The organism is Afifella sp. JA880 (genome assembly GCF_025379905.1).
Lineage (GTDB): Bacteria > Pseudomonadota > Alphaproteobacteria > Rhizobiales > Afifellaceae > Afifella > Afifella aestuarii.
The window spans coordinates 1,119,418-1,141,117 of sequence record NZ_JAOANH010000001.1; the positions used below are offsets into that span (position 1 = coordinate 1,119,418).

Consider the following 21,700-nt stretch of genomic DNA (forward strand, 5'->3'; position numbering starts at 1 on the left):
GCGAATTTCATTCCCGACCCGAGACCGGGTGAGGCGAAACAGGGAGCGGCCACCGCCCAAGAAGCTGGTCAACTCCAATCAATGCGCGGGGCCGTTCAACATTTTCATAGGGGGAATTCGGCTTCGGCGGGGAATTCCGAAAGACAGAGATTATAGGCGCTGCAATTGCATGAAAGCTATGCAATGGCTCGCGGTAATAGTCGCGAACTATGCCCTCGTTGACCGCACCGTTGCGCGTCGCGATCTCCATGACTTCGAAGAAGTTACCCGCCCTCAGTATAGCGAGTAAGAGACCCTCGTCGATCATCCCTTTCGCCTCGCTCGCCGCAAGAGCGTTCGGCGAGGCCTTGGTCTCTATCATCTGCCTTACGAGGCGTATGGCCTCCGCATCCGTCACGTTCACGTGCATGCGACCAAACTCGCCGACACGCGCGAGGGCAGCATGCAGCTTATCGTTCTCACTATGCTCCTTGAGAAAATCAAACGCGCGGTCGCGCGCTTCAGAATGGAGCTTCACTGCTGAATTGAAAAGAAAGCCGGCCACAGCCGAAAACAGTGAGACTGGCACACCCACATCGACCAACGAAAGTTCGGAGGTGCTGGCCAGAAAGAGTGCAGCAAGGGCCATTAAAACAAAAACCCCGCACGCCACCAAGAGCGCATGCGGGGTCATGACGTTAGGTCCAAACAAGTTAGCGTCGGGCGCGCCCAATTGGACACGCCGCGCAACCCGTATCAAAGACCGTGAAAACCGTCGCGTGACATCACTGCACCTTTGCAAAAACGATCGCGAATGCATCTTCGCAACGCCCTTTATTAGGGAGCTCCGCACCTCAATTCAAGATATTATCTGGCCGGAGCGCCTTCCGATCAGTGTCTTCCGCATGCGATGGTAGCGCACATTAAGCAGCGTTTCTGGCCTCTTTTTGCAGCACCCGCGCCGCGAGCTGCGGCAGGTCGCGATCACCGATGAAGCGGGTGTTCGCCTCCAACATCGGGGCATTTTCCTCCGCCCCCATGCGCGCAACAAGCGCTTCGACGGAAATGCTGGACAAAGCCGGCGGGTCGAGCGACAAGCCGATCTCGGCGCAAAGGGCACGAAAGGCCGGCGCAAAGGCCTCAGGCTTTCGTTCGCTCCCCATGGCTTCCGCCACCGCCGCAAAACCCTCCGGGTTTCCTTCCACCGCCCAATCCGCAGTCGCCGCCATGCCGATGGCCACCGCAAGGCCATGCGGGATCGGCGCGAGGGGGCCCAGCGCATAGCCGATATTGTGGGCAAGCCCGGTTCCTGTCTTCTCGATCGCAATCCCAGCTAGGGCCGCTCCCTGCATCATGCCGGCGCGGGCCGCGAGGTTCTCAGGCTCGCTCATCACGACGGGCAGGTTCTCGCAAATGAGCCAGATGGCAGAGAGCGCAGCCGCCTGGCTTTCGCGGCTCGCCCTCCGGCCGGTCGCTGCTTCCACCGCATGCACCAGGGCATCGACGCCGGTGGTGGCCGTCGGCAAGCCTGGAAGCGTGCAGACAAGTTCGGGATCGAGAAGCACGAGCGCAGGCATCAGCTCCGGCGCGCGGTACCAGTAATTGGTGCCATCACTGGCCAGAAGATCGGCCGTCGCGGTGAACTCGGCACCGCTGCCCGAGGTGGTCGGCATGGCAATCAAAGGAATGGCTTTGGTGGCAAACGGCATCTCCGCCATGCGGTAGTGCATCACCTCGCCCGGATTGGCGAGCATCGCCGCGGTGATCTTGCCGAGATCGATCGCCGAGCCGCCGCCAAGCGCGATGACGAGCCTCGTCCAATCGCCGAACCCGGCGGCAACGGCCCCGGCCACCTGAGCTTCCGTCGGCTCGCCGGAGACGTCGTCGTAGATCGCCAGCTGATGGCCGGCGCCCAAGAGCGCCTCTTCGAGGCAGAGAATGTGGCCGTGCGGACGCAGGCCGGAATCGGCGACAAGCAGGACGTTCGCAGCCTCGCCGACGAGCGCCGACACGTCCTGCGCGATCCGCGTCGCACGTCCCGGGCCGAAGACGACCGGAATGTCAGCAAAATCGGCGACCTGATTCATCGTGGTTCCCAGCATTGGTGCCCCTCCCATCGTCGTCTGATGCGACATTCTGGCAGGATAGCATTGCAATCCTCATTTCGGGAGCGTCGATGCGGCCCTCACGCCGCGCTGCTGCAGGTTCACGGCGGGAACGGCGTCCGGCTGCCCGTTCAAACCCTTCGAAGGCGGCCGCATAGCGCAGATTGCCACCGCAGGCACCGCGGCATTCGATGCCGAGATACGCTGTCAGCGCATGGCAGATCTCACCAGGCCCGAGAGAGGGAGACGCGACCGGAGGCGAGCGGGGCCCGCAGGCCGCCTCAGGGCCTCAACGCTCGATCCAGACCTTGTTGAACTGATGGTACTGGCTCGGATGCGCGGGATAGCCGTGCACTTTCTTGGAGGAGATCGTGTAGACCGGGCGGAAGATCGGCTGGACCATCACCGCATCGTCCTGAAGGATCTTTTCCACCTTCTCCATGGCGGCCTTGCGCTTCTGCGCATCCAAAATCGTTTCCGCCTCGTCGAGCGCGGCATCGAATTCCGGATTGGAATAATGCGTCTCGTTCCAGGGCACGCCGGTTCGGTAGCCGAGAGACAGAGCCATGGTGCCGAGCGGACGGTGCGTCCATTGCGTCGCGCCGAAGGGCGTGTCTTTCCAGATCTCCCAGTATTTCGCCGTCGCCATGATGTTGATGTTCAAGGTGATGCCGGCTTCCTTCACCTGATCGCGAACGATCTCGCATACCGTCTGCTGCCAGGGGCCGTCGGTCTTGCCGCAAGCCACCGTGACTTCGAGGTTCTCCTGCCCCGCCTCGGCGAGGAGAGCTTTCGCAGCCTCGACGTCGCGCTCGAGCTTCGGCAGCGGGAAATATTCCGGATGGATCGGCGAGACATGGTGGTTCCAGCCGACATCGCCGCTCTCGGGAAAAACCTGAGGAAGCATCGCGGCATTGTCACAGGCTTTGACGAACGCCTGCCGCACCCGTTTGTCGGTCCACGGCTCCTGATCGATCTGGAAGCGCAGACAGAGCGTTTGCGCTGTGCGGGTCGAAAGAATGTTCCCATCGAGCGCCTGGGCGAGCTCCATCTGCTCGACGCCGAATTCAAAGATCGCGTCGATGTCGCCGGATGCAAACGACGTGAGCTGGGTGTCTTCCGGAACGTCATAATAGTGGATCTCGTCGAGAAACACCGCTCCACCCCAGTACTGGAACGGCTCCTCGTCGATCTCGCGCACGCGCTTCAGGATGCAGCGCTGGCCGACGACAAGCTCGGCCAGAGCAAACGGACCGGTGCCGATCGGATTGTCCGAAAATGGTGCCTTAAAGCTCGGATGCACGATGGCCGTCGGATAATTGTACATATCCTCCGGGAAGGAGAGCACAGGCCGCGACAGCCTGAAACGGATGGTGTGGTCGTCGACCACCTCGACGGCATCCTCGCGCAGCCTCTTCACAAGCTTCGGCGCGGCATCCTCGTCCTCATCCGTGTCATCGTCGGATTCCACCTCCTCGAGCATCGCTGCGATCGAGGCGAGGCCGAGATTGGAGGAGCCGAGCGCCGGATCACACCAGCGCTCGACGTTGAAGCGGATGTGGTCGGCGACGAGCTCCTCGCCGTTGTGCCAGCGAACCCCGCGCCGGATGTAAAACGTCCATTCGGTCAGATCGTCGGAGGCTTCCCAGCTTTCCGCCAGCATCGGGTGGGTGACGTTGTCCGGCGTGGTATAGGTCAGATATTCGAGAATATGCCGGGTCTGGTTGGATGCCTCCGTCCAGGCATAGGTGGCCGGATCGTCCATTTTCTGGACCTGCATGCCGACCTTGATGATGCCGCCTTCCTGCGGGTCGTCGTCCGGATTCTGAAAAGGCACGTTGCCGATCGTCTGCGCATAGACCGGGGTGGGCAGGCCCGCCATGGCGTAAGCGGCGGCGGCCGACATTCCCGTCAAGGCGGCGACGCGGATGAAGGAGCGACGGCTCAGGCGCCCGCGCGCCATCAGCTCCTGCGCTTCCAAAGCCTTGGGGTGGGGCCGCATCTCGGTCTCACGCGTCATGACAATGCTCACTCTCTCTCCGCCGCAGCGGCACATATCCTTCGGGCGACGACGCCCGGTAAAAGCTCGCGGGCGGCAACCGGCCAGCCCAACGCTCAGAAGTCTTCCTGGACAGCAAATTTAGCATGGCTGTGACGGGAATCACCTAGCTCGTCATGAGAGCCGGCAAGTTACGAGCAAGGCACGGCCGCAATGGGGCGTTTCGACACGAAAGGTTCTTGCCCGCTTCACGCATCACGTCTAGCGCAAAAACCTGCATCCTTGCCCCGCGGCGGACGGGCAACTCGTACCGGAAAAGGCAGGAGCGGGTCGGCACGTCACTTGCTTGACCGAGAGAACCCGACCACCCTCTCCGTCTCGCAACACGGCTTAGCACCTCACATGACCGATCAGCCTCCCGCCCATAAGCACCGGCTCTACGAAGATGTTCTGGCACTTCTCATCGGCACGCTGCTCGTGGCGCTGGGCCTCTCGATCTATTCGACGGCAACGCTTCTGACGGGGTCCACCGCAGGCATCTCGCTCCTCATCCAATATGCGACAGGGATTCCGTTTCCGATCGCCTTCTTCGTCGTCAACCTGCCGTTTTATGCGCTCTCCATCGGGCGCATGGGCTGGCGCTTCACCATCGCCACCTTCATCGCAGTCGGCCTCGTCTCCTTGTTTGCGCGCCTGACACCGCAATGGATCGGGCTTGGCGAGATCAACTCGTTTTACGCCGCCATCATGGGCGGCATTCTCATCGGCATGGGGCTTCTGGCGCTCTTCCGTCACCGCGCAGGGCTCGGCGGCGTCAACATCCTATCGGTCTATCTGCAGGACAATTACGGGCTGCGGGCGGGCTATGTGCAGCTCGCCATCGACGCGACGATCATGGTCATCGCGCTTTTCGTCGTCGATGCCGATCGCGTGCTTCTCTCGCTCCTCGGCGCCGCCGTGCTCAACTTCATCCTCGCCATCAACCACCGGCCAGGGCGTTATGTCGGCGTGAGCTGATCATTCCACTTTGACGACCAAGCCGCTCGCACAGCTTTCTTCCCGGTTCGAGTTCGCTGCCGGCGGAGCCGCGTCGATCAGCTTTGCGAGATCCGGCCTCTCATCGATGTGGCCCTTGAGGGAGATCCACAATTCGGTGATGTCGCCGGTCGCCTCATCGCAGCGCACGATGACGCGCTGGCCTGCCCCCTCGCCGAACGAGCTGTCGAAGGCCTCTTCGATCTGCTCGCGGGAGAGCCTTTTGCCGGCATTTCGGGCAAACAGCTCCCAGACCCGCGAATTGTTGAGCTGCGCCATCAGCAACAGGGATTCGCCATAATATTCGTTGGGGTCGGAATCCCAGTCGTCGCCCGTCACGTCGTCCTCGTAACAGGTGCCATGCTTGCTCCATTCATGGCGATGCAGCCCCGATTGAACGCCCGGCATGATCACGGCTAGGGCCGCCAGGAGATCCGGATCGAGTTCGATCGTCTCGGCCGGAGGCCGGTTCTGCGTGCAGGCGACGGCAGGACCCGGATCGCAATAGCAGGGGTAGATCGCCTTGTCGGAGAGATCGTCGGGCCACAGTCCGTGCAGAGAGAAATGCAGGGCATCGAAGCGCCCGGGCCGCAGAAGCAGGCATTCCGGCTTGTCGTGTCCTGCCTCGGTCTTGCAAAAGCCGGGCTGCCAGGAGGCGGCCAACACGTATCCAAGACTGTCGGGAGCAAAGCCGCTTTGCGCCTGCTCGGCCGTCTCGTTTCCCGCGGTCGTGTCCTTTGCGGTCTCGGTCCCGTCTTGAGAAGGTCGAGACTCGCCGACAAGAGCCGTCTCGGGCGCGAAAACTCCGCAATCCATCGGCACCCAGCGCGCCTCGCTCTCCGGCGCCCCCGGCACCTCGACGCGGTAATGCGTCCCCGGCGTGTCGTTGCGCGCCAGCATTTTGTAGGCGCGCATGATCTCGAGCCGGACCCCGCCCGGATTGTCGCTCGTCTTTTTCTGCGTTGCCTCGCAGGCGTTCAGGGCGATGAAATATCCCTCAAGATCGACCTGCTGGGCGAGTGCCGGCCGGCCCATACCCAGACCAAGGCCCAGGAGCGCAAAAAGCACGACGATTTTCCGCATGGTCCGTCCTCGGCGCGTCTCATCTCGGCCACCGCCACAGCATAGGGCGCGGGAGATGTCAGCCCCGTGAAGCGTCGCAGCAGACATAATAAGGCCGCCGGGGAGCGACCCCGGCGGCCTCGAAAAGCAGTGCGCAGAAACAATGCGCGGAAGATTACTGAATGAGCGGCCGCAACGTGAACGACTGGAACCCGACTGCGAGATTCAGGCCCTTCTGCGCCTGGACGCTGACGGGCTGCAAGGTGATGCTCTTCTCAGAACCGCCGACCAGAACATTGGCGCCGACACCGCCGCCGACCGTCGCCTCGGCGCCGACACCCGCATAATCACCGGCGAGCGCGCCTTGCGTGTAGTTGTAGCCCGTCGGGGCGAAAACGAGCCATTTGATGAAGCTCTCCTGGGTGACGCCGACGTCGAGTCCAAACTTCTTCACCGTGCCGGCATAGGTCTCCTTCTGGCTGCCATCCGTCGGCGTATAGGCGCAGGTGAGATTCTTGGTCGAGCCGATGATGAAACCACCGCCGCCTTCAACGACGCAATCGAGCGAACCGATTTCCACGCCATCCTGCGCAAGAGCGGCCGTCGGCATGGCGAGACCAGCAGCGATCGCCAGCGTTGTCAGAATCTTCTTCATTGGTGAAATCTCCTTGAGATACGGCACCGCCGGAGGGCGCCCGTCGCTGCGCCAACGCAGCCCAGCGCGCACCGTTCCAGAGCGATTTGAGACCCAACGCGGGATCAAATATGGCGGAGCGCCCCTTGCCGGCGGCGGGCGGAGGTGTTTCATGCGGTCCGCAAAGCAAGCGTGAGATCGAAGATGGCGAAACTGCAAGAGCTTCTTGCCCGCAAAGACGTCCTCATGGCGGACGGCGCGACCGGCACAAACCTCTTTCAGATGGGGCTGACGGCCGGCGACCCGCCGGAATTGTGGAACGCGGACCATCCCGACCGGATCCGCAAGCTGCATGACGGCTTCCTCGGCGCGGGCTCCGACATCATCCTCACCAATACCTTCGGCGCCAATCGCTTCCGGATGAAGCTGCACAACGCCCAGGACCGCGTCTTCGAGCTCAACAAGCTGGCGGCCGAGATCGCGCGCGAAGCCGCCGACGCGACGGGCCGCGAGGTCGTCGTCGCGGGCTCGATGGGGCCGACCGGCGAGCTCTTCACCCCGCTCGGCGAGCTGACGATGGAAGCGGCGGTCGAAGCCTTCACCGAGCAGGCCAAGGGGTTGAAGGCCGGCGGCGCCGATATCTGCTGGATCGAGACGATGTCATCCGTGGAAGAAATCCGCGCTGCGGCCGAGGGCGCCATCAACGCCGGCATGCCCTACACGGCGACGGCAAGCTTCGACACGGCCGGACGCACCATGATGGGGCTGAAGCCCGAAGATCTCGCGAAAGTCTTCGACGGCCTGTCACAGACGCCGGAGGCTTTCGGAGCCAATTGCGGCGTCGGAGCCTCGGATCTTCTCGTCTCCGTTCTCGCCATGGAGGCCCAGAAGAACGGCTTCACGGTGATCGCCAAGGCGAATTGCGGCATCCCGCAGGTGAAGGGCGACCATGTGCATTATTCCGGCACGCCGGAGTTGATGGCGAGCTACACCCATCTCGCCATGGATGCCGGCGCACGCATCGTCGGCGGCTGCTGCGGCACCACGCCGGAGCATCTCGTCGCGATCCGCACGGCCATCGACAGCCACAATCGCGGCGAGCGGCCGGACCGCGCCCATATCGAAGAGTTGATCGGTCCGCTGGTTGCTCCGCCGCGCGAGGAAGGCGGCGAAGGCCGGAAACGCACGGGTCGGCGCGAACGCGCCTGACATCGCTCCGCGCTCGGATCATACAAAAAGAGGCGTCGTTTGCAGCGACGCCTCAAACACCGCTTGAGCCCCCGCACCTGTCGGCGGCCTCCGGAAAACCCAAGATCTTCAGGGAAGTTCGGCGTAGCCGTCCTTGAAGCCGGCAAGCGCGATCGGAATGCCGATCCCCTCCTCCGGCGTCTGAAAGATGATGAACGTCGCGTTCTTGCCGTTCTCCATCTTTTTCAACAGATCATCGTCCATGATGACCTCGGCCACGCAGCCATTGGGCAGGCAGCGCACGAAACCGGCAGAGCCCAGATCATCATCATCGATCCTGAGGCCGAGACCTCGCGGCAGCAGAACGCCGAGCGGCGCCAGAACGCGCAGGATGCGCGCCTGCTTGTCGGCGGTCTTCAAGACGATCACCGTCAGGCCGACATTCGGCCGGTCTTCGGCGGTGACGAACTGCATCACGACGCATTGCTCGTTCTGCGCGCCGGGAGGGGTGTCGCAACGCACCTCCCAGTCACCATGCTTGGATTTGACGGTGCCCTGGGCTTCGGCCGCGGCCGGAAGCAAGACGGCAGCGCCAAGAATAAGGGCGGACAGCAGGAAAGCGGGAAAGCGCAACTGAGATCAACCTTCTCAAGGTGGCGGGCCCCGACCGCCGGTTCCGAATCGGGATTGAGCGGTACCAGACCGCCGATGGCCATTCAAGAAATGGCTGCGGGCAGCATCGCCTCTTGAGCCGCAGGCCAAAATGCCGCACATGATGGCCAAAATGCCGCAGATGTACGGAAGTTGGCCTCTTCTGCATTGATGGAGTTTAGGTCTGCTCCAAACAAACCTTGCAGCAAAGGCCGTTTCTTGCACTGGCTGGTGAACGGACCCCGCCTAGATGGTCTTTCTGTGGCGGAGAAAGATGAAGAGGTGTTCATGAGAGCTCTGGCTCGAACTTTCGGCGCGTTGTCGGGGCTTTTCGCCCTCGGTTCCCAAGCGCTGGCGCAGCCGGTCGACAGCGGACCATTCAATTGGCAGGTCAATCTGCAGGAAGCGGCAAGCGAAGTCGCACAATATGTCGACTGGTTCGCCTGGTACACGCTCGCCATCATGCTGGCGGTCTGCGTCTTCGTCTTCGGGCTGATGGCCTGGTGCGCCGTCCGCTTCAACGCCAAACGCAATCCCGAGCCCGCCCGCTTCGCGCATAACACCACGGTCGAAGTTTTATGGACTGTCCTGCCGGTCCTCATCCTCGTTTTGATCGCCCTGCCGTCCTTCCGACTGCTCTACGGCCAGTTCGACCCTTCCAAGATCTACTCCGAATACAATCCTGAGACGGACAAGTTTCTCACCGTCAAAGTCACCGGCCACCAATGGTATTGGGGCTACGAATACGGCATCGACGACGACAGCAAGTCGAATGGCATCACCGACGAGATCAGCTTTCAGGCCTTCATGATCCCCGATGAGGATCTGCCGGAGAACGGTGTGCGCAACCTCTCCGTCGACAACCCTGTGGTGGTGCCTGTCGACACCTTCGTGCGCGTGCAGGTCACCTCGGCCGACGTCATCCATTCCTTCGCCATGCCGCCCTTCGGCATCAAGATCGATGCGGTGCCGGGGCGCCTCAACGAGACCTACTTCAAGGCCAACCGCGAAGGCCTCTTCTACGGCCAGTGCTCGGAACTCTGCGGCAAGGATCACGCCTTCATGCCGATCGCCATGCGCGTCGTCTCGAAGGATCAATTCCAGCAATGGGCGAGCCAGGCTGTGGATGACATCGAGGGAGCCAACCAGTCTCTCGCCCAGGCGATCCAGCAGGAAAACCAAGACAACGACGACAAGGTGGCGCTGCGCTGAGGCGCGCCCGCGAACCTATCAGAGGATACGACCCCTATGGCGAACGCTGCTGCGGTACATGAGGCGCACGACCATCCAACCGGATGGAAACGCTACGTCTATTCCACCAATCACAAAGACATCGGCACGATGTATCTGATCTTCGCCATCATGGCGGGGATCATCGGCGGCGGCCTCTCCGTCGTCATGCGCATGGAGCTGCAGGAGCCGGGCATCCAGATCTTCCACGGTCTCGCCCAGATGGTCTACGGCTACGACGCGGGTGCCGCCCTCGACGGCGGCAAGCAGATGTACAACGTCTTCACCACCGCGCATGGCCTGATCATGATCTTCTTCATGGTCATGCCGGCGATGATCGGCGGCTACGGCAATTGGTTCGTACCGATCATGATCGGGGCGCCGGACATGGCCTTCCCGCGGATGAACAACATCTCCTTCTGGCTTCTGCCGCCGGCCTTCATCCTCTTGCTCATCTCCATGTTCGTGCCGGGAAATCCGGGCGGCTACGGCGCCGGTCAGGGCTGGACCATCTATCCGCCCTTCTCCACCTACGGCTCGCCGGGACCGGCCATGGACTTCGCCATTCTGGCGCTGCACATCGCCGGCATTTCGTCGATCCTCGGCGCCATCAATTTCATCACCACCATCTTCAACATGCGCGCCCCGGGCATGACGCTGCACAAGATGCCGCTGTTTGCCTGGTCGGTGCTGGTGACCGCCTTCCTTCTGCTTCTGTCGCTACCGGTGCTTGCGGGCGCCATCACCATGCTTCTGACGGACCGCAATTTCGGCACGACTTTCTTCGACCCGTCGGGCGGCGGTGATCCGATCCTCTACCAGCATCTCTTCTGGTTCTTCGGTCACCCGGAGGTCTACATCCTCATCCTGCCGGGCTTCGGCATCGTCTCGCACATCGTCTCCACCTTCTCGCGCAAGCCGATCTTCGGCTATCTCGGCATGGCCTATGCCATGGTGGCGATCGGCGCGGTCGGCTTCATCGTGTGGGCGCACCACATGTACACGGTCGGTCTCGACGTCGACACGCAGGCCTATTTCACCTTCGCCACGATGGTGATCGCGGTGCCGACGGGCGTGAAGATCTTCTCCTGGATCGCGACGATGTGGGGCGGCTCGATCTCGTTCCGCACGCCGATGCTGTGGGCGGTCGGATTCATCTTCCTCTTCACCATCGGCGGCGTGACGGGCGTGCAGCTCGCCAATGCCGGCCTCGACCGCTCTCTGCACGACACCTATTTCGTGGTCGCGCACTTCCACTACGTGCTGTCGCTCGGCGCGGTCTTCGCCATCTTTGGAGCCTGGTATTACTGGTTCCCGAAGATGTTCGGCTACATGTACAATTCGGTGATCGCAAAAACCCATTTCTGGGTGACGTTCATCGGCGTCAACATGGTGTTCATGCCGCACCATTTCCTCGGTCTTGCGGGCATGCCGCGCCGCTACATCGATTATCCGGACGCATTCGCCGGCTGGAACTACGTGTCGTCGATCGGTTCCTACCTTTCGGGCATCGCCGTCCTAATCTTCCTCTATGGGATCTTCGAAGCCTTCTCCAAGAAGCGGGTCGCAGGACCCAATCCGTGGGGACCGGGGGCGACGACCCTGGAATGGCAGCTGCCGTCCCCGCCGCCCTTCCACCAGTGGGAAGAGCTGCCGCGGATCAAATGACGGCATGAGCGTCCGGCCCGTCCCTTTGCAGGGCTGAGGGCCGGACCTCCGGCAAGCGGGCGAACCGCCTCTGCCTTGCGAACGGACCGGCCCGGCAAGGACGCGGGGCCGGCACCAGCAAGAAACGACGAGGAATGCGTGACCAGAGCAGCGAACGAGACGAACCCGGCGATTGATCCAGCCCTGTTGATGACGGCGGAGCCCGCCGATTACTTCGCCCTGATGAAACCTCGGGTGATGTCGCTCGTGATCTTCACCGCGCTCACCGGCATGGTGGTCGCACCGGGGCATCTGCATCCGATCCTCGCGGCGATCGGGGTCGTCGCCATCGCGGTCGGCGCCGGCGCCTCCGGTGTCCTCAACATGGCCTATGAGGTCGATATCGACGGGCTGATGAAGCGCACGCGCTCACGGCCGATCCCGATGGGCCGCGTCAGCACGGCGGAAGCCTATACGTTCGGCCTCACGCTCTCGATCTTCTCCGTGATGACGCTGGGGCTCGCCGTCAACTGGCTCGCGGCGGCGCTCCTCGCCTTCACCATCTTCTTCTATGGCGTCATCTACACGATGTTCCTGAAGCGGTTTACCGCACAGAACATCGTCATCGGCGGGGCGGCGGGCGCTCTTCCCCCGATGATCGGCTGGGCGGCCGTGACCGGCGACGTTACGCTTTACCCCGTCCTTCTCTTCCTCATCATCCTGCTGTGGACGCCGCCGCATTTCTGGGCGCTCGCCCTCTTCGTGCAGGAGGATTACGGACGGGCCGGCGTGCCGATGCTGCCCAACACGCATGGCGAGCGCGCCACGCGGCGGCAGATTTTCGCCTATACCCTCATTCTCGCGCCGCTCGGCGTCGCCCCCTTCGCGCTCGGCTTTGCGAGCCCCTTCTACGGCGGGGCGGCGATCGTGCTCGGCGCCCTCTTCATCTTCCATGCCTTCAAGGTGCTGCGCGAAAAGGAAGCCGAGCATGGAGCGGCGAAGAAGGCCTTCGGCTATTCGATCGTCTATCTCTTCGCTCTCTTCGCCATGCTGATGCTCGACGCGGCGCTCGCCCCGGCACTCGAGAGGCTCGTAAGCGCATGAGCAACATGTCCATGTCTGAAGATCGCATCCAGCTCACTGAAGAACAGAAGCGCAGCCGGCGCCGCCGTTCGGTCGCCATCGGCCTCATTCTGGCGGCACTCGTGGTCGTCTTCTACGCCATCACCATCATTCGGATCGGCCCCAACCTCGCAGGAGGCGGCTGATGGCTGACAAGAAGAAGAATCGCGGCAACCTCTTCGTCGGCCTCGTTCTCGCTGGCGTCGCGGTCGGGATGGTCGGCGCTGCCTATGCGGCCGTGCCGCTCTACTACATCTTCTGCTCCGTCACCGGCTATGGCGGCACCACGCAGCGCGCCAGCGCCGGATCACAAGAGATCGTCGACCGGGTCATCACCGTGCGCTTCGATTCCAACGTCGTCGGGCTGCCGTGGAGCTTCAAGCCGGAGCAGGCTTCGATCCGCGCCAAGGTCGGCGAGACCTATTTCATCAAATACCGCGCCAAGAACCTCTCAGACAGCACCACGGTCGGCACGGCGGCCTTCAACGTCGCCCCCGATCAGACCGGCGCCTATTTCAATAAGATCGCCTGCTTCTGCTTCACCGAGCAGCGACTGGAGCCCGGCGAAGAAGCGGAAATGCCGGTGCAGTTCTTCCTGGACCCGGCGCTCGTGAAAGACACGGACATGGATCCGATCACGACCGTCACCCTGTCCTACACCTTCTACCCTGAGAAAAATCCGACGGAGCCGGTGGCGCAGGCGCCTGCCGACAAGCCGTCGGCACAGCTGTAACCAATCGGGCGCCCGAAGCGGCGATCCTGCAAGAGAGGAAACGATGGCAGAGGCCCACGCCAAGAACCACGACTACCATCTGGTGGACCCCAGCCCGTGGCCGTTCGTCGGCTCCGTGTCGGCTTTCGCACTCGCACTCGGCGCCATCGCCGCCATGAAAGGAGCGGGCGTCTACTGGATCGCTCCGGGCCTGCTCGGCGTTTTGATCACGATGATCGGCTGGTGGAGCGACGTCATCAAGGAAAGCCACCAGGGCTATCACACCGGCGTCGTCTCCCTGCATCTGCGCTACGGCATGATCTTGTTCATCGCCTCGGAGGTGATGTTCTTCGTCGCCTGGTTCTGGGCCTTCTTCGATGCGAGCCTTTATGCCGGAGAAGCCATCCAGCCGATGCGCGCGGAACTGACCGGCGGCACCTGGCCGCCGGAAGGCATCGAAGTCTTCGACCCGTGGCATCTGCCGCTTCTCAACACGCTGATCCTTTTGACCTCGGGCACGACGGTCACCTGGGCGCATCATTCGCTGCTCGTAAACGATCGCCGCGGCCTCAAATGGGGCCTCGCCTTGACCATCGCTCTCGGCATTCTGTTCTCCTGCGTGCAGGCCTACGAATATTCCGAGGCGGCCTTCTCCTTCGGCGGCAACATCTACGGCGCCACCTTCTTCATGGCGACCGGCTTCCACGGCTTCCATGTCATCGTCGGCACCATCTTCCTCGCCGTCTGCCTGTGGCGGGCGACGCGCGGCGACTTTACGCCTGAGAAGCATTTCGGCTTCGAGGCGGCTGCGTGGTACTGGCATTTCGTCGACGTCGTCTGGCTCTTCCTCTTCGCCTGCATCTATGTGTGGGGAACGGCCGGCGCGGTCACGCACTGAATTCACACGCAAGGAGGGATGGTCCGCCGGACCATCCTTTGATGTCATGACGTCCGAGGCGATCCCGACCAAATCTCCCGATCCGGTTTCGCCCGGACTCCGGGGACGCTGCCCGCGCTGCGGTCAGGCGAGCATCTTCGACGGCTTCTTGAAGCTCAAAGAGGCCTGTCCCGCTTGCGGGCTCAGCTATGCCTTTGCCGATTCCGCCGACGGGCCAGCCTTTTTCGCCATGACGTTCGTCGGCTTTCTGGTGGCGGGTGCGGCCGTCATCGTGGAACTCGCCTATACCCCGCCCTTCTGGGTGCACATCGTTTTGTGGCTGCCGATCGTTCTCGTTCTCTGCCTCGTCCTGCTCAGGCCACTCAAAGGCCTGGCGGTGGCGCTGCAATACGCCAACAAAGCGAAAGAAGGCGAAATCGACCGCAGCGGCCAATGAGGAGCCTCCGCCGCCTCCTCGTCCCCGGCGTTCTTGTGGTCGTCGCCGTCGCCATCCTCGTCTCGCTCGGCAACTGGCAGCTGCGGCGTCTCGCCTGGAAGGAAGACCTGATCGCGCAGGTGGCGGAGCGGCCCTCGCTGCCGCCCGTGCCGGAGGATGCGATCTTCACCGGCGATATCGCCGATTTGCATTACCGCCGCATCGAGCTGTCGGGCCATTACCTGCCGGAAAAGGAAGTGCGCGTCTTCACCAGCCTGCCGCTCGGCGATGCGCGCGGCCCCGCGTCCGGCCCCGGCGCCTGGATCATGACGCCGTTTGCCCTCGATGCCGGGGGGACGGTTCTCGTCAATCGTGGCTTCGTGCCAGATCGGGCGGAGTGGGCGCCGCCACCTGAGGGCACCGTCGAGATTTCCGGCCTCATCCGCCCCGACGATCCGCCGACCTGGCTCACTCCCGACAACAAGCCGGGCGAAGATCTCTTTTTCTCCCGCTCCATCGCCGCGATCTCGGCGGCCAAAGACCTCGCCGGGCCGGTCGCGCCGATGACGCTCGACCTTCTCGCCTCGCCCGACGGGCCGGCCCTGCCTCAGGCAGGCGAAACGCGCATGTCTTTCCCCAACGACCATTTGCAATATGCGCTCACCTGGTATGGGCTCGCGATCGCGCTCGTTGCGGTTTTCCTCATGTTTGCCGCCCCGCGTCTGCGCGGCGAAAGGGCTGAAAACGATATGCAATCGGGCCTGCGGTGATGGCGACGCTTGACTTCACCCCACCCTCGGACCTACCTCGCCCTGAACGGGACGACCCATGACCAAACCTCAGATCACACTTCATCTTTGCGCCCCGCGCGGTTTCTGCGCCGGCGTCGATCGTGCCATCCAGGTGGTGGAAGAAGCGCTGAGGCGCTACGGCGCTCCGGTCTATGTCCGCCACGAAATCGTGCACAACCGCTTCGTCGTGGAGACGCTCAAGGAAAAGGGCGCCGTCTTCGTCGAAGAGCTCGACGAGATTCCGGAGACCGAGCAGCCGGTGATTTTTTCCGCGCATGGCGTCGCCAAACGCGTGCCGGAAGCGGCGACCGCCCGGAACCTCTTCTATCTCGATGCCACCTGCCCGCTCGTTTCCAAGGTGCACAAGGAAGCGATCCTGCATGAGCGCCGCGGCCGCGAGATCGTGCTCATCGGTCATGCCGGCCACCCGGAGGTGGAAGGCACGATGGGCCAGCTCGAACCTGGCACGGTCACCCTGATCGAGACGCCGGAGGACGCGCGCGCCTTCACGCCGAAGGATCCGGAGAACCTCTCCTGGATCAGCCAGACGACGCTCTCGATCGACGATACGGCCGAGATGGTGGAGATCCTGAAGGAGCGCTTCCCCTCGATCGCCGGCCCGCAGAAGGGCGACATCTGCTACGCCACCACCAACCGGCAGGAGGCGGTGAAGGCCGTCGCCCCGACGGTGGAACGCATGCTCGTCGTGGGCGCGCCGAATTCCTCCAATTCACGGCGCCTTCGCGAAGTCGCCGAGCGTTCGGGCTGCCCCAAGGCCATGCTGATCAACCGCGCCGCGGAGATCGACTGGGCCGATTTCGACGGCGTCAGCCGCGTCGGGCTGACAGCCGGCGCCTCGGCTCCGGAAGTTCTGGTGGAAGAAGTCGTCGCCGCCTTCCGCGAGCGCTTCGATCTCAAGATCGAGCTCGTGACGACGGCGGAGGAAGACATCACCTTCCTGCTGCCGCGGGCCCTGCGCGACCAGGCTGCAGCGTAAACGCCACGGATGGCAGTCTATACGGAGATTGGGGACGGCGAGCTTCAGGCGTTCCTCAAAGACTACGAGCTCGGCACGCTGCTCGCCTTCAAGGGCATCGCCGAGGGCGTGGAGAACTCAAATTACCTTCTGCACACCGATGCCGGCTTCTACATACTGACGCTCTATGAGCGGCGGGTGAAAGCCGAGGATCTGCCCTTTTTCCTGTCGCTCCTCGAACATCTGGCGGCCCGCGGCATCGTCTGTCCGACGCCGCTCAAGGGCCGCGACGGGGTGGCGCTGCGCGAACTCGGCGGACGGCCCGCGGCGATCTTTTCATTCCTCGACGGGATGTGGGTCCGCCGGCCGCAGACCGTTCATTGCGCCGAACTCGGAAAAGCGCTCGCCCAAATGCATGAGGCGGGCCGCGATTTTCCGATGCGGCGCGCCAATGCGCTGACCGTCGCCGACTGGCGGCCGCTGCATGAACGCGCTTACGAGGCGGCGAGCGAACCCGATGGGAGCCTGCACGCCTTCCTTTCCGACGAGCTCGATTTTCTGGAAAAAAATTGGCCGAAAGATCTCCCGTCCGGCGTCATCCATGCCGATCTTTTCCCGGACAACGTCTTCTTCCTCGGCGACGCGCTGTCCGGCCTCATCGACTTCTATTTCGCCTGCAACGACTTCTTCGCCTACGACCTCGCCATCTGCCTCAATGCCTGGTGCTTTGAGCCGGAGACGACCTTCAACGTCACCAAGGCGCATGCGCTCTTGTCGGCTTACGAAAAGAGCCGGCCGCTGACGCCCGAAGAGCGCGAGGCGCTGCCCATTCTGGCGCGCGGCGCGGCGTTGCGCTTTCTCCTCACCCGTCTCTACGACTGGAACACCACACCGCCCGGCGCCTTCGTTACGCGCAAGGATCCGGGAGAATTCGTGCGCAAGCTGCGCTTCCATCGCAGCGTCCGTTCGAGCAGCGAATACGGTTTCGACCTTTGAGCGATAAAGACACCGATAAAGACGCCATCGTCATCCACACCGACGGCGCCTGTTCCGGCAATCCGGGACCGGGCGGCTGGGGCGCCATCCTGCAATATCGCGGGGTGGAAAAGGAGCTCTGCGGCGGCGAAGGCGAAACCACCAACAATCGCATGGAGCTGACCGCCGCGGTGGAGGCGCTCGGCGCCCTCAAGCGGCCGTCGCGCATCGCACTCCACACCGACAGCGAATATCTGCGCCAGGGCATCACAAGCTGGGTGAAAAACTGGCAGAAGAACGGCTGGAAGACCGCTGCCAAGAAGCCGGTCAAGAACGTTGATCTGTGGCAGGCGCTCACAGCTGCGATCAAGCAGCACGATGTCGAATGGCATTGGGTGCGCGGCCATGCCGGCGACGAGATGAACGAGCGCGCCGATGCGCTTGCGCGCAAAGGCATGGCGCCGTTCAAGAACGGCGGAAAGAAGACCGGCACCCCACGCTCTTGAGCGGATCGAAACGGGGCGCTAGGCGTTCCTTTCCCCGTCCGCAGAAGGAGCCAGGATGCTGCAGATCTACAAGACCCAGGGTGACCGGCTCGTGCCCGTGGATGGCGCAGACCTCACCTCTCCGCCTTCCGTAGACACCGCCCGCGCGCCTCTGTGGATCGATCTTCTGGACCCGACACCGGCCGAGGCCGCGACGGTCGAAAACTATATCGGCATCGAGATCCCGGCCGTCGCCGACCTTGAGGAGATCGAGCCGTCCTCGCGCCTCTACGCGGAGGAAGGCGCCGTCTTCATGACCGTCACGACCGTCGTCGGCGTGCAGAGCGGCGAGCCGGCCAAGACGCCTGTCGCCTTCATTCTGCGCAACGGCCATCTGGTCACCGTGCGCTATGCCGAACCGCGGCAGTTCCGCACCTTCCTCGCCCAGGCTCAGAAAGGCACGGGCGAACGCTACGATACGGCCGAGGCCGTCATGCTCGGGCTTCTCGAAGCGCAGGTGAACTGGCTTGCCGACCTTCTGGAGCTGATCGGCCACGACATCGATTCCATGTCGCACGGGGTCTTTCAGAGCAAGGTGAAGAAGGTCAGCCGCAAGACCGCCGACCTGCGCTCGACCATGGGCGAGATCGGCCGGCAGGGCGATCTCCTGTCGCTGGTGCGCGAAAGCCTCGTCTCGCTGTCGCGCCTTCTGACCTACCACCACACGCTGTCGCCGCGCGCCAAGGGCGACAAGGCGGAAAAGGCCGACAAGGAAGCCAGGAACCGTACCCGCATCCTGGTGCGCGACGCCCAATCCCTGGGCGAGCATGCGAGTTTCCTCTCCACCAAACTCAGCTTCATGCTCGACGCCACGCTCGGCCTCATCAATCTGGAGCAGAACCAGATCATCAAGATTTTTTCCGTCGTCGCCGTCATCTTCGTGCCGCCGACGCTGGTCGCCTCTATCTACGGGATGAATTTCGAAGGCATGCCGGAACTCGGCTGGAGCTTCGGCTATCCTTTCGCGCTCATTTTGATGCTCGTCTCCGCTGGTCTGCCGCTTCTCTATTTCAAGCGCCGCGGATGGCTTTGAGATCCATTCGGCAAGTGATCGTCACGCCTCTCTGAGGCGTATTTTACCACGCTTCGATCAGCCCAGCCGGCCCTGTTGCCCCGCCGAAACGGGTTCGCACCGCGGTTTTGGCGGCTTTTCGTCATTTTTGCGCCGCGATACGAGGAACCGGCGCTCTCTACCAGGGGTTTTCATCTCCGGAAAAACGGAGGTGACAGGCCGTGGCAGACGCACAGGCGGACAACGCAGACACGCAAAAACCAGAACCCCTCGAAACCTTGATCCCGGCGCGGCTCGACCGCCTGCCATGGAGCCGCTTCCATTGGCTGATCGTTTTCGCGCTCGGCATCACCTGGATCCTCGACGGTCTGGAAGTCACCCTCAAAGGCGCCATCAGCGGCGTCCTTCAAGAAACTGAAACTCTCAACTTCACCAGCGCGCAGATCGGGGCGATCGCGTCGTTCTATCTGGCAGGCTGCGTCGTGGGCGCCATCGTCTTCGGCTATCTCACCGACCGTTTCGGCCGAAAAGTCCTCTTCTTCGTCACGCTGACGCTCTATCTCGTCGGTGTGCTTCTCACCGCCTTTTCCTGGAACTGGTGGAGTTTCGCGCTCTTCCGCTTCATGACTGGCGCGGGCATCGGCGGCGAATATGCGGCGATCAACTCCGCCATCGACGAGCTCATTCCTGCGCGGGTGCGCGGGCGGATCGACCTTTTCATCAACGGCTCCTACTGGCTCGGCGCCGCCGTCGGCTCGCTGTCCACCCTCGTGCTTCTCGATCCCGACATTCTGCCGACCGATATCGGCTGGCGCGTCGGCTTCGGCATCGGCGCCATTCTCGGCCTCTGCATTCTCCTGGTGCGCCGCTATGTGCCGGAAAGCCCCCGCTGGCTCGCCACCCATGGCTACGAAGAGCAGGCGGAAAAAGTCGTCAAAGGCATTGAGGACGAGGTCGAAAAAGAGACCGGCAAAGAGCTGGAGCGACCGTCGAAGGATCAGGCGATCACCATCCATCCGCGCCGGGTCTTCGGCTTTGCCATCATCTTCAAGACGATGTTCAGAACCTACCCGAAACGCTCCGTCCTCGGCCTGTCGCTGATGGTGTCGCAGGCGTTTCTCTACAACGCCATCTTCTTCACCTATGCGATGGTTCTGACGCGCTTCTACGAGGTCCCGTCGAGCGATACCGGCATGTATCTTCTGCCCTTCGCCATCGGCAATTTTCTCGGCGTTCTCGTGCTCGGCTCGTTCTTCGACACGATCGGACGGCGGCAGATGATCTCCGCCACATACGGTATCGCCGCGACGCTTCTCATCGTCACCGGCATCCTCTTCGTCCAGGATGCGCTGACGGCAGCGACCCAGACGGCGATGTGGACGGTGATCTTCTTCTTCGCCTCACCGGCAGCAAGCTCGGCCTATCTCACCGTCAGCGAGGTTTTTCCGCTGGAGATGCGCGCCATGGCGATTTCGCTCTTTTACGCCATCGGGACGGCCACAGGCGGCGTGTTGGCGCCATGGATTTTCGGCTCCTTGATCGGGACCGGCAACCCGATGGACGTCTTCTACGGCTATTGCTTCGCCGCCGCCCTTCTCTTCGTGGCGGCCGGGATCGCCATCGTCTTCGGCGTCAAGGCCGAACAGCGGGGGCTGGAAGAGGTGGCGGAGCCGTTGTCGGCGCAGGCCTGACGCCCTCTTCCCGTGGCGATCTCAAAAGCCAAGGGGCGATCCCGCCCCTTGGTCTTGCACATCACCCGCCTTACGCTGTCTCATCCTTTGAACCGGAGCTTCAATGCCGCTCTTCCTCGTTCTTTTGCCCACCTTCATCCAGGTCGGGCTCACCTTCGTCCTCGCCTTCCATATGGGCCGGGTGCGGTTTGCCGCGATCCGCCGCGGCGAGGTCAATCCCGACGGGATCGCCCTCAACGAGCCGAACTGGCCGACGAAAGCCCTGCAGGCGGCGAATTGCTATCGCAACCAGTTCGAGCTGCCGGTCCTCTTTTATGCCCTCACGGCGCTGGCGGTCCTGACCAACAAGGCAGGCTTCGTCTTCGTCATCCTGAGCTTCGTCTTCGTCGCGAGCCGCATCCTGCACGCCTATATCCACACCGGCTCCAACGAACTGCGGTCCCGCTTCCGCATCTTCGCCTTCGGCCTCTTCGTCCTTCTCCTCATGTGGGTGATCTTTGCGCTGCAGATCCTGGTGGGGATCTGAGGCGGGCCACCCGCCTCTGCCAGACGACAAGACACGGCACCACGGCGAGCTCCATGACGAGCCCGCCGACATGACCGGGCGAAGGCGAGCCCGCAAGCACCAGCGAGAGAAGCCGGGCGAGGCCGCCGAGAACGATCAGCATGGAAAGAAGTCGAAAGCGCTCTCCCTTCCTCTCGATCGCCGGGACGCAGGAGAGAAAAGCGAGGCCGACACCGAAGAAGACGCCGGAGAGAAAGCGCAGATGGCTGTCGAGGTCGACCGGCCATGGGGCCGACGCCTGCAGGAAGCCGGGTCCGAGGACGACGCCCGCTGCGCCGGCGGAAAGCGGAATCAGCGACAGGATCGCAACGACAATCTGGAGAAGAAGGCGTTCTCGGGAAGCGGGCAAGGGGGATCCGATCTTTCTCGCGCGGGCTTCGTCACGCGCCGCGGCCGACCGGACAAAAACCGCTCCCCTCTCCCGGTGTTCCCTCGGCGAGCCGAAACCGCACCAGAGCAACCGCACAA

Annotated in this window: 23 protein-coding genes; 16 read left to right on the forward strand and 7 right to left on the reverse strand. The window is 62.9% G+C overall.

Annotated elements, in window-relative coordinates:
• Positions 1-7: 7 nt before the first annotated feature.
• From NYQ83_RS05255 to NYQ83_RS05265, 3 genes are all read right to left on the reverse strand, one after another.
• Positions 8-673, reverse strand: a complete 666-nt coding sequence (locus tag NYQ83_RS05255; RefSeq protein ID WP_261213057.1) for a hypothetical protein — start codon at positions 671-673, stop codon at positions 8-10.
• Positions 674-902: 229 nt separating this feature from the next.
• The gene (locus tag NYQ83_RS05260) at positions 903-2,081 is read right to left on the reverse strand and encodes an iron-containing alcohol dehydrogenase (RefSeq protein ID WP_261213058.1); all 1,179 of its coding nucleotides are present in this window, start codon (positions 2,079-2,081) and stop codon (positions 903-905) included.
• 292 nt (positions 2,082-2,373) lie between these two features.
• Positions 2,374-4,116, reverse strand: a complete 1,743-nt coding sequence (locus tag NYQ83_RS05265; RefSeq protein WP_261213059.1) for an ABC transporter substrate-binding protein — start codon at positions 4,114-4,116, stop codon at positions 2,374-2,376.
• A gap of 369 nt (positions 4,117-4,485) precedes the next feature.
• On the opposite strand from NYQ83_RS05265, the gene NYQ83_RS05270 reads away from it, so the two are divergent.
• Positions 4,486-5,100 carry a YitT family protein gene (locus NYQ83_RS05270; protein WP_128292675.1) on the forward strand — a complete coding sequence of 205 codons (615 nt, stop codon included), beginning with the start codon at positions 4,486-4,488 and terminating at the stop codon, positions 5,098-5,100.
• On the opposite strand, the gene NYQ83_RS05275 is transcribed toward NYQ83_RS05270, so the two are convergent.
• Both NYQ83_RS05275 and NYQ83_RS05280 read right to left on the reverse strand, forming a co-directional pair.
• Positions 5,101-6,201 carry a ribonuclease T2 family protein gene (locus tag NYQ83_RS05275; RefSeq protein WP_261213060.1) on the reverse strand — a complete coding sequence of 367 codons (1,101 nt, stop codon included), beginning with the start codon at positions 6,199-6,201 and terminating at the stop codon, positions 5,101-5,103.
• A gap of 154 nt (positions 6,202-6,355) precedes the next feature.
• Positions 6,356-6,835 carry a DUF992 domain-containing protein gene (locus NYQ83_RS05280; protein ID WP_128292672.1) on the reverse strand — a complete coding sequence of 160 codons (480 nt, stop codon included), beginning with the start codon at positions 6,833-6,835 and terminating at the stop codon, positions 6,356-6,358.
• 183 nt (positions 6,836-7,018) lie between these two features.
• Here NYQ83_RS05280 and bmt point away from each other — a divergent pair, with 183 nt between their 5' ends.
• Positions 7,019-8,023 carry a betaine--homocysteine S-methyltransferase gene (bmt, locus tag NYQ83_RS05285; RefSeq protein WP_261213061.1) on the forward strand — a complete coding sequence of 335 codons (1,005 nt, stop codon included), beginning with the start codon at positions 7,019-7,021 and terminating at the stop codon, positions 8,021-8,023.
• Between the two features lie 108 nt (positions 8,024-8,131).
• On the opposite strand, the gene NYQ83_RS05290 is transcribed toward bmt, so the two are convergent.
• Complete coding sequence (locus NYQ83_RS05290) at positions 8,132-8,635, reverse strand: invasion associated locus B family protein (RefSeq protein ID WP_128292669.1); 504 nt, start codon at positions 8,633-8,635, stop codon at positions 8,132-8,134.
• Positions 8,636-8,941: 306 nt separating this feature from the next.
• Here NYQ83_RS05290 and coxB point away from each other — a divergent pair, with 306 nt between their 5' ends.
• The 14 genes from coxB to NYQ83_RS05360 all read left to right on the forward strand — a co-directional run bounded on the left by coxB (position 8,942) and on the right by NYQ83_RS05360 (position 21,193).
• Positions 8,942-9,865 (forward strand): cytochrome c oxidase subunit II, encoded by a 924-nt coding sequence (gene coxB, locus NYQ83_RS05295; protein ID WP_261213062.1) that lies wholly within the window; start codon positions 8,942-8,944, stop codon positions 9,863-9,865.
• Between the two features lie 36 nt (positions 9,866-9,901).
• A complete protein-coding gene (gene ctaD, locus NYQ83_RS05300; protein ID WP_261213063.1) occupies positions 9,902-11,551 on the forward strand; it encodes a cytochrome c oxidase subunit I in 1,650 nt (549 codons plus the stop codon).
• 189 nt (positions 11,552-11,740) lie between these two features.
• The gene (locus NYQ83_RS05305; RefSeq protein ID WP_261213961.1) at positions 11,741-12,634 is read left to right on the forward strand and encodes a heme o synthase; all 894 of its coding nucleotides are present in this window, start codon (positions 11,741-11,743) and stop codon (positions 12,632-12,634) included.
• Between the two features lie 11 nt (positions 12,635-12,645).
• Entirely contained in the window at positions 12,646-12,798 is a 153-nt protein-coding gene (locus tag NYQ83_RS05310) for a hypothetical protein (RefSeq protein ID WP_164879595.1), read from the forward strand.
• Positions 12,798-13,385 (forward strand): cytochrome c oxidase assembly protein, encoded by a 588-nt coding sequence (locus NYQ83_RS05315; protein WP_261213065.1) that lies wholly within the window; start codon positions 12,798-12,800, stop codon positions 13,383-13,385. The genes NYQ83_RS05310 and NYQ83_RS05315 overlap by 1 nt, the downstream gene beginning before the upstream one ends.
• A gap of 43 nt (positions 13,386-13,428) precedes the next feature.
• Positions 13,429-14,262, forward strand: coding sequence for a cytochrome c oxidase subunit 3 (locus NYQ83_RS05320; protein WP_092809600.1), 834 nt, complete (start codon positions 13,429-13,431; stop codon positions 14,260-14,262).
• Between the two features lie 46 nt (positions 14,263-14,308).
• Positions 14,309-14,698 carry a DUF983 domain-containing protein gene (locus NYQ83_RS05325; protein ID WP_261213068.1) on the forward strand — a complete coding sequence of 130 codons (390 nt, stop codon included), beginning with the start codon at positions 14,309-14,311 and terminating at the stop codon, positions 14,696-14,698.
• Entirely contained in the window at positions 14,695-15,447 is a 753-nt protein-coding gene (locus NYQ83_RS05330; RefSeq protein ID WP_261213070.1) for an SURF1 family protein, read from the forward strand. Before NYQ83_RS05325 ends, NYQ83_RS05330 begins: the two co-directional genes overlap by 4 nt.
• Before the next feature lie 58 nt (positions 15,448-15,505).
• The gene (gene ispH / locus NYQ83_RS05335) at positions 15,506-16,465 is read left to right on the forward strand and encodes a 4-hydroxy-3-methylbut-2-enyl diphosphate reductase (protein WP_261213072.1); all 960 of its coding nucleotides are present in this window, start codon (positions 15,506-15,508) and stop codon (positions 16,463-16,465) included.
• A 9-nt stretch (positions 16,466-16,474) separates the two neighbouring features.
• A complete protein-coding gene (thrB, locus tag NYQ83_RS05340; protein WP_261213074.1) occupies positions 16,475-17,440 on the forward strand; it encodes a homoserine kinase in 966 nt (321 codons plus the stop codon).
• Entirely contained in the window at positions 17,437-17,925 is a 489-nt protein-coding gene (gene rnhA, locus NYQ83_RS05345; protein ID WP_261213075.1) for a ribonuclease HI, read from the forward strand. The genes thrB and rnhA overlap by 4 nt, the downstream gene beginning before the upstream one ends.
• Before the next feature lie 55 nt (positions 17,926-17,980).
• A complete protein-coding gene (locus tag NYQ83_RS05350; protein ID WP_261213077.1) occupies positions 17,981-18,997 on the forward strand; it encodes a magnesium transporter CorA family protein in 1,017 nt (338 codons plus the stop codon).
• 200 nt (positions 18,998-19,197) lie between these two features.
• A complete protein-coding gene (locus tag NYQ83_RS05355; RefSeq protein ID WP_261213078.1) occupies positions 19,198-20,667 on the forward strand; it encodes an MFS transporter in 1,470 nt (489 codons plus the stop codon).
• Positions 20,668-20,770: 103 nt separating this feature from the next.
• Positions 20,771-21,193, forward strand: coding sequence for an MAPEG family protein (locus tag NYQ83_RS05360; protein ID WP_261213079.1), 423 nt, complete (start codon positions 20,771-20,773; stop codon positions 21,191-21,193).
• Here the strand turns inward: NYQ83_RS05360 and NYQ83_RS05365 are convergent.
• Positions 21,150-21,581 (reverse strand): DUF4345 domain-containing protein, encoded by a 432-nt coding sequence (locus tag NYQ83_RS05365; protein ID WP_261213081.1) that lies wholly within the window; start codon positions 21,579-21,581, stop codon positions 21,150-21,152. The genes NYQ83_RS05360 and NYQ83_RS05365 overlap by 44 nt on opposite strands.
• Positions 21,582-21,700: the final 119 nt, after the last annotated feature.

What these genes read in the sequence shown, in the direction of transcription:
- NYQ83_RS05255 (WP_261213057.1), bottom strand. Translation starts at nt 673, where the DNA reads ATGACCCCGCATGCGCTCTTGGTGGCGTGCGGGGTTTTTGTTTTAATG.
- NYQ83_RS05260 (WP_261213058.1), bottom strand. Translation starts at nt 2,081, where the DNA reads ATGCTGGGAACCACGATGAATCAGGTCGCCGATTTTGCTGACATTCCG.
- NYQ83_RS05270 (WP_128292675.1), top strand. Translation starts at nt 4,486, where the DNA reads ATGACCGATCAGCCTCCCGCCCATAAGCACCGGCTCTACGAAGATGTT.
- NYQ83_RS05275 (WP_261213060.1), bottom strand. Translation starts at nt 6,201, where the DNA reads ATGCGGAAAATCGTCGTGCTTTTTGCGCTCCTGGGCCTTGGTCTGGGT.
- NYQ83_RS05280 (WP_128292672.1), bottom strand. Translation starts at nt 6,835, where the DNA reads ATGAAGAAGATTCTGACAACGCTGGCGATCGCTGCTGGTCTCGCCATG.
- bmt (WP_261213061.1), top strand. Translation starts at nt 7,019, where the DNA reads ATGGCGAAACTGCAAGAGCTTCTTGCCCGCAAAGACGTCCTCATGGCG.
- coxB (WP_261213062.1), top strand. Translation starts at nt 8,942, where the DNA reads ATGAGAGCTCTGGCTCGAACTTTCGGCGCGTTGTCGGGGCTTTTCGCC.
- ctaD (WP_261213063.1), top strand. Translation starts at nt 9,902, where the DNA reads ATGGCGAACGCTGCTGCGGTACATGAGGCGCACGACCATCCAACCGGA.
- NYQ83_RS05305 (WP_261213961.1), top strand. Translation starts at nt 11,741, where the DNA reads ATGACGGCGGAGCCCGCCGATTACTTCGCCCTGATGAAACCTCGGGTG.
- NYQ83_RS05310 (WP_164879595.1), top strand. Translation starts at nt 12,646, where the DNA reads ATGTCTGAAGATCGCATCCAGCTCACTGAAGAACAGAAGCGCAGCCGG.
- NYQ83_RS05315 (WP_261213065.1), top strand. Translation starts at nt 12,798, where the DNA reads ATGGCTGACAAGAAGAAGAATCGCGGCAACCTCTTCGTCGGCCTCGTT.
- NYQ83_RS05320 (WP_092809600.1), top strand. Translation starts at nt 13,429, where the DNA reads ATGGCAGAGGCCCACGCCAAGAACCACGACTACCATCTGGTGGACCCC.
- NYQ83_RS05325 (WP_261213068.1), top strand. Translation starts at nt 14,309, where the DNA reads ATGACGTCCGAGGCGATCCCGACCAAATCTCCCGATCCGGTTTCGCCC.
- NYQ83_RS05330 (WP_261213070.1), top strand. Translation starts at nt 14,695, where the DNA reads ATGAGGAGCCTCCGCCGCCTCCTCGTCCCCGGCGTTCTTGTGGTCGTC.
- ispH (WP_261213072.1), top strand. Translation starts at nt 15,506, where the DNA reads ATGACCAAACCTCAGATCACACTTCATCTTTGCGCCCCGCGCGGTTTC.
- thrB (WP_261213074.1), top strand. Translation starts at nt 16,475, where the DNA reads ATGGCAGTCTATACGGAGATTGGGGACGGCGAGCTTCAGGCGTTCCTC.
- NYQ83_RS05350 (WP_261213077.1), top strand. Translation starts at nt 17,981, where the DNA reads ATGCTGCAGATCTACAAGACCCAGGGTGACCGGCTCGTGCCCGTGGAT.
- NYQ83_RS05360 (WP_261213079.1), top strand. Translation starts at nt 20,771, where the DNA reads ATGCCGCTCTTCCTCGTTCTTTTGCCCACCTTCATCCAGGTCGGGCTC.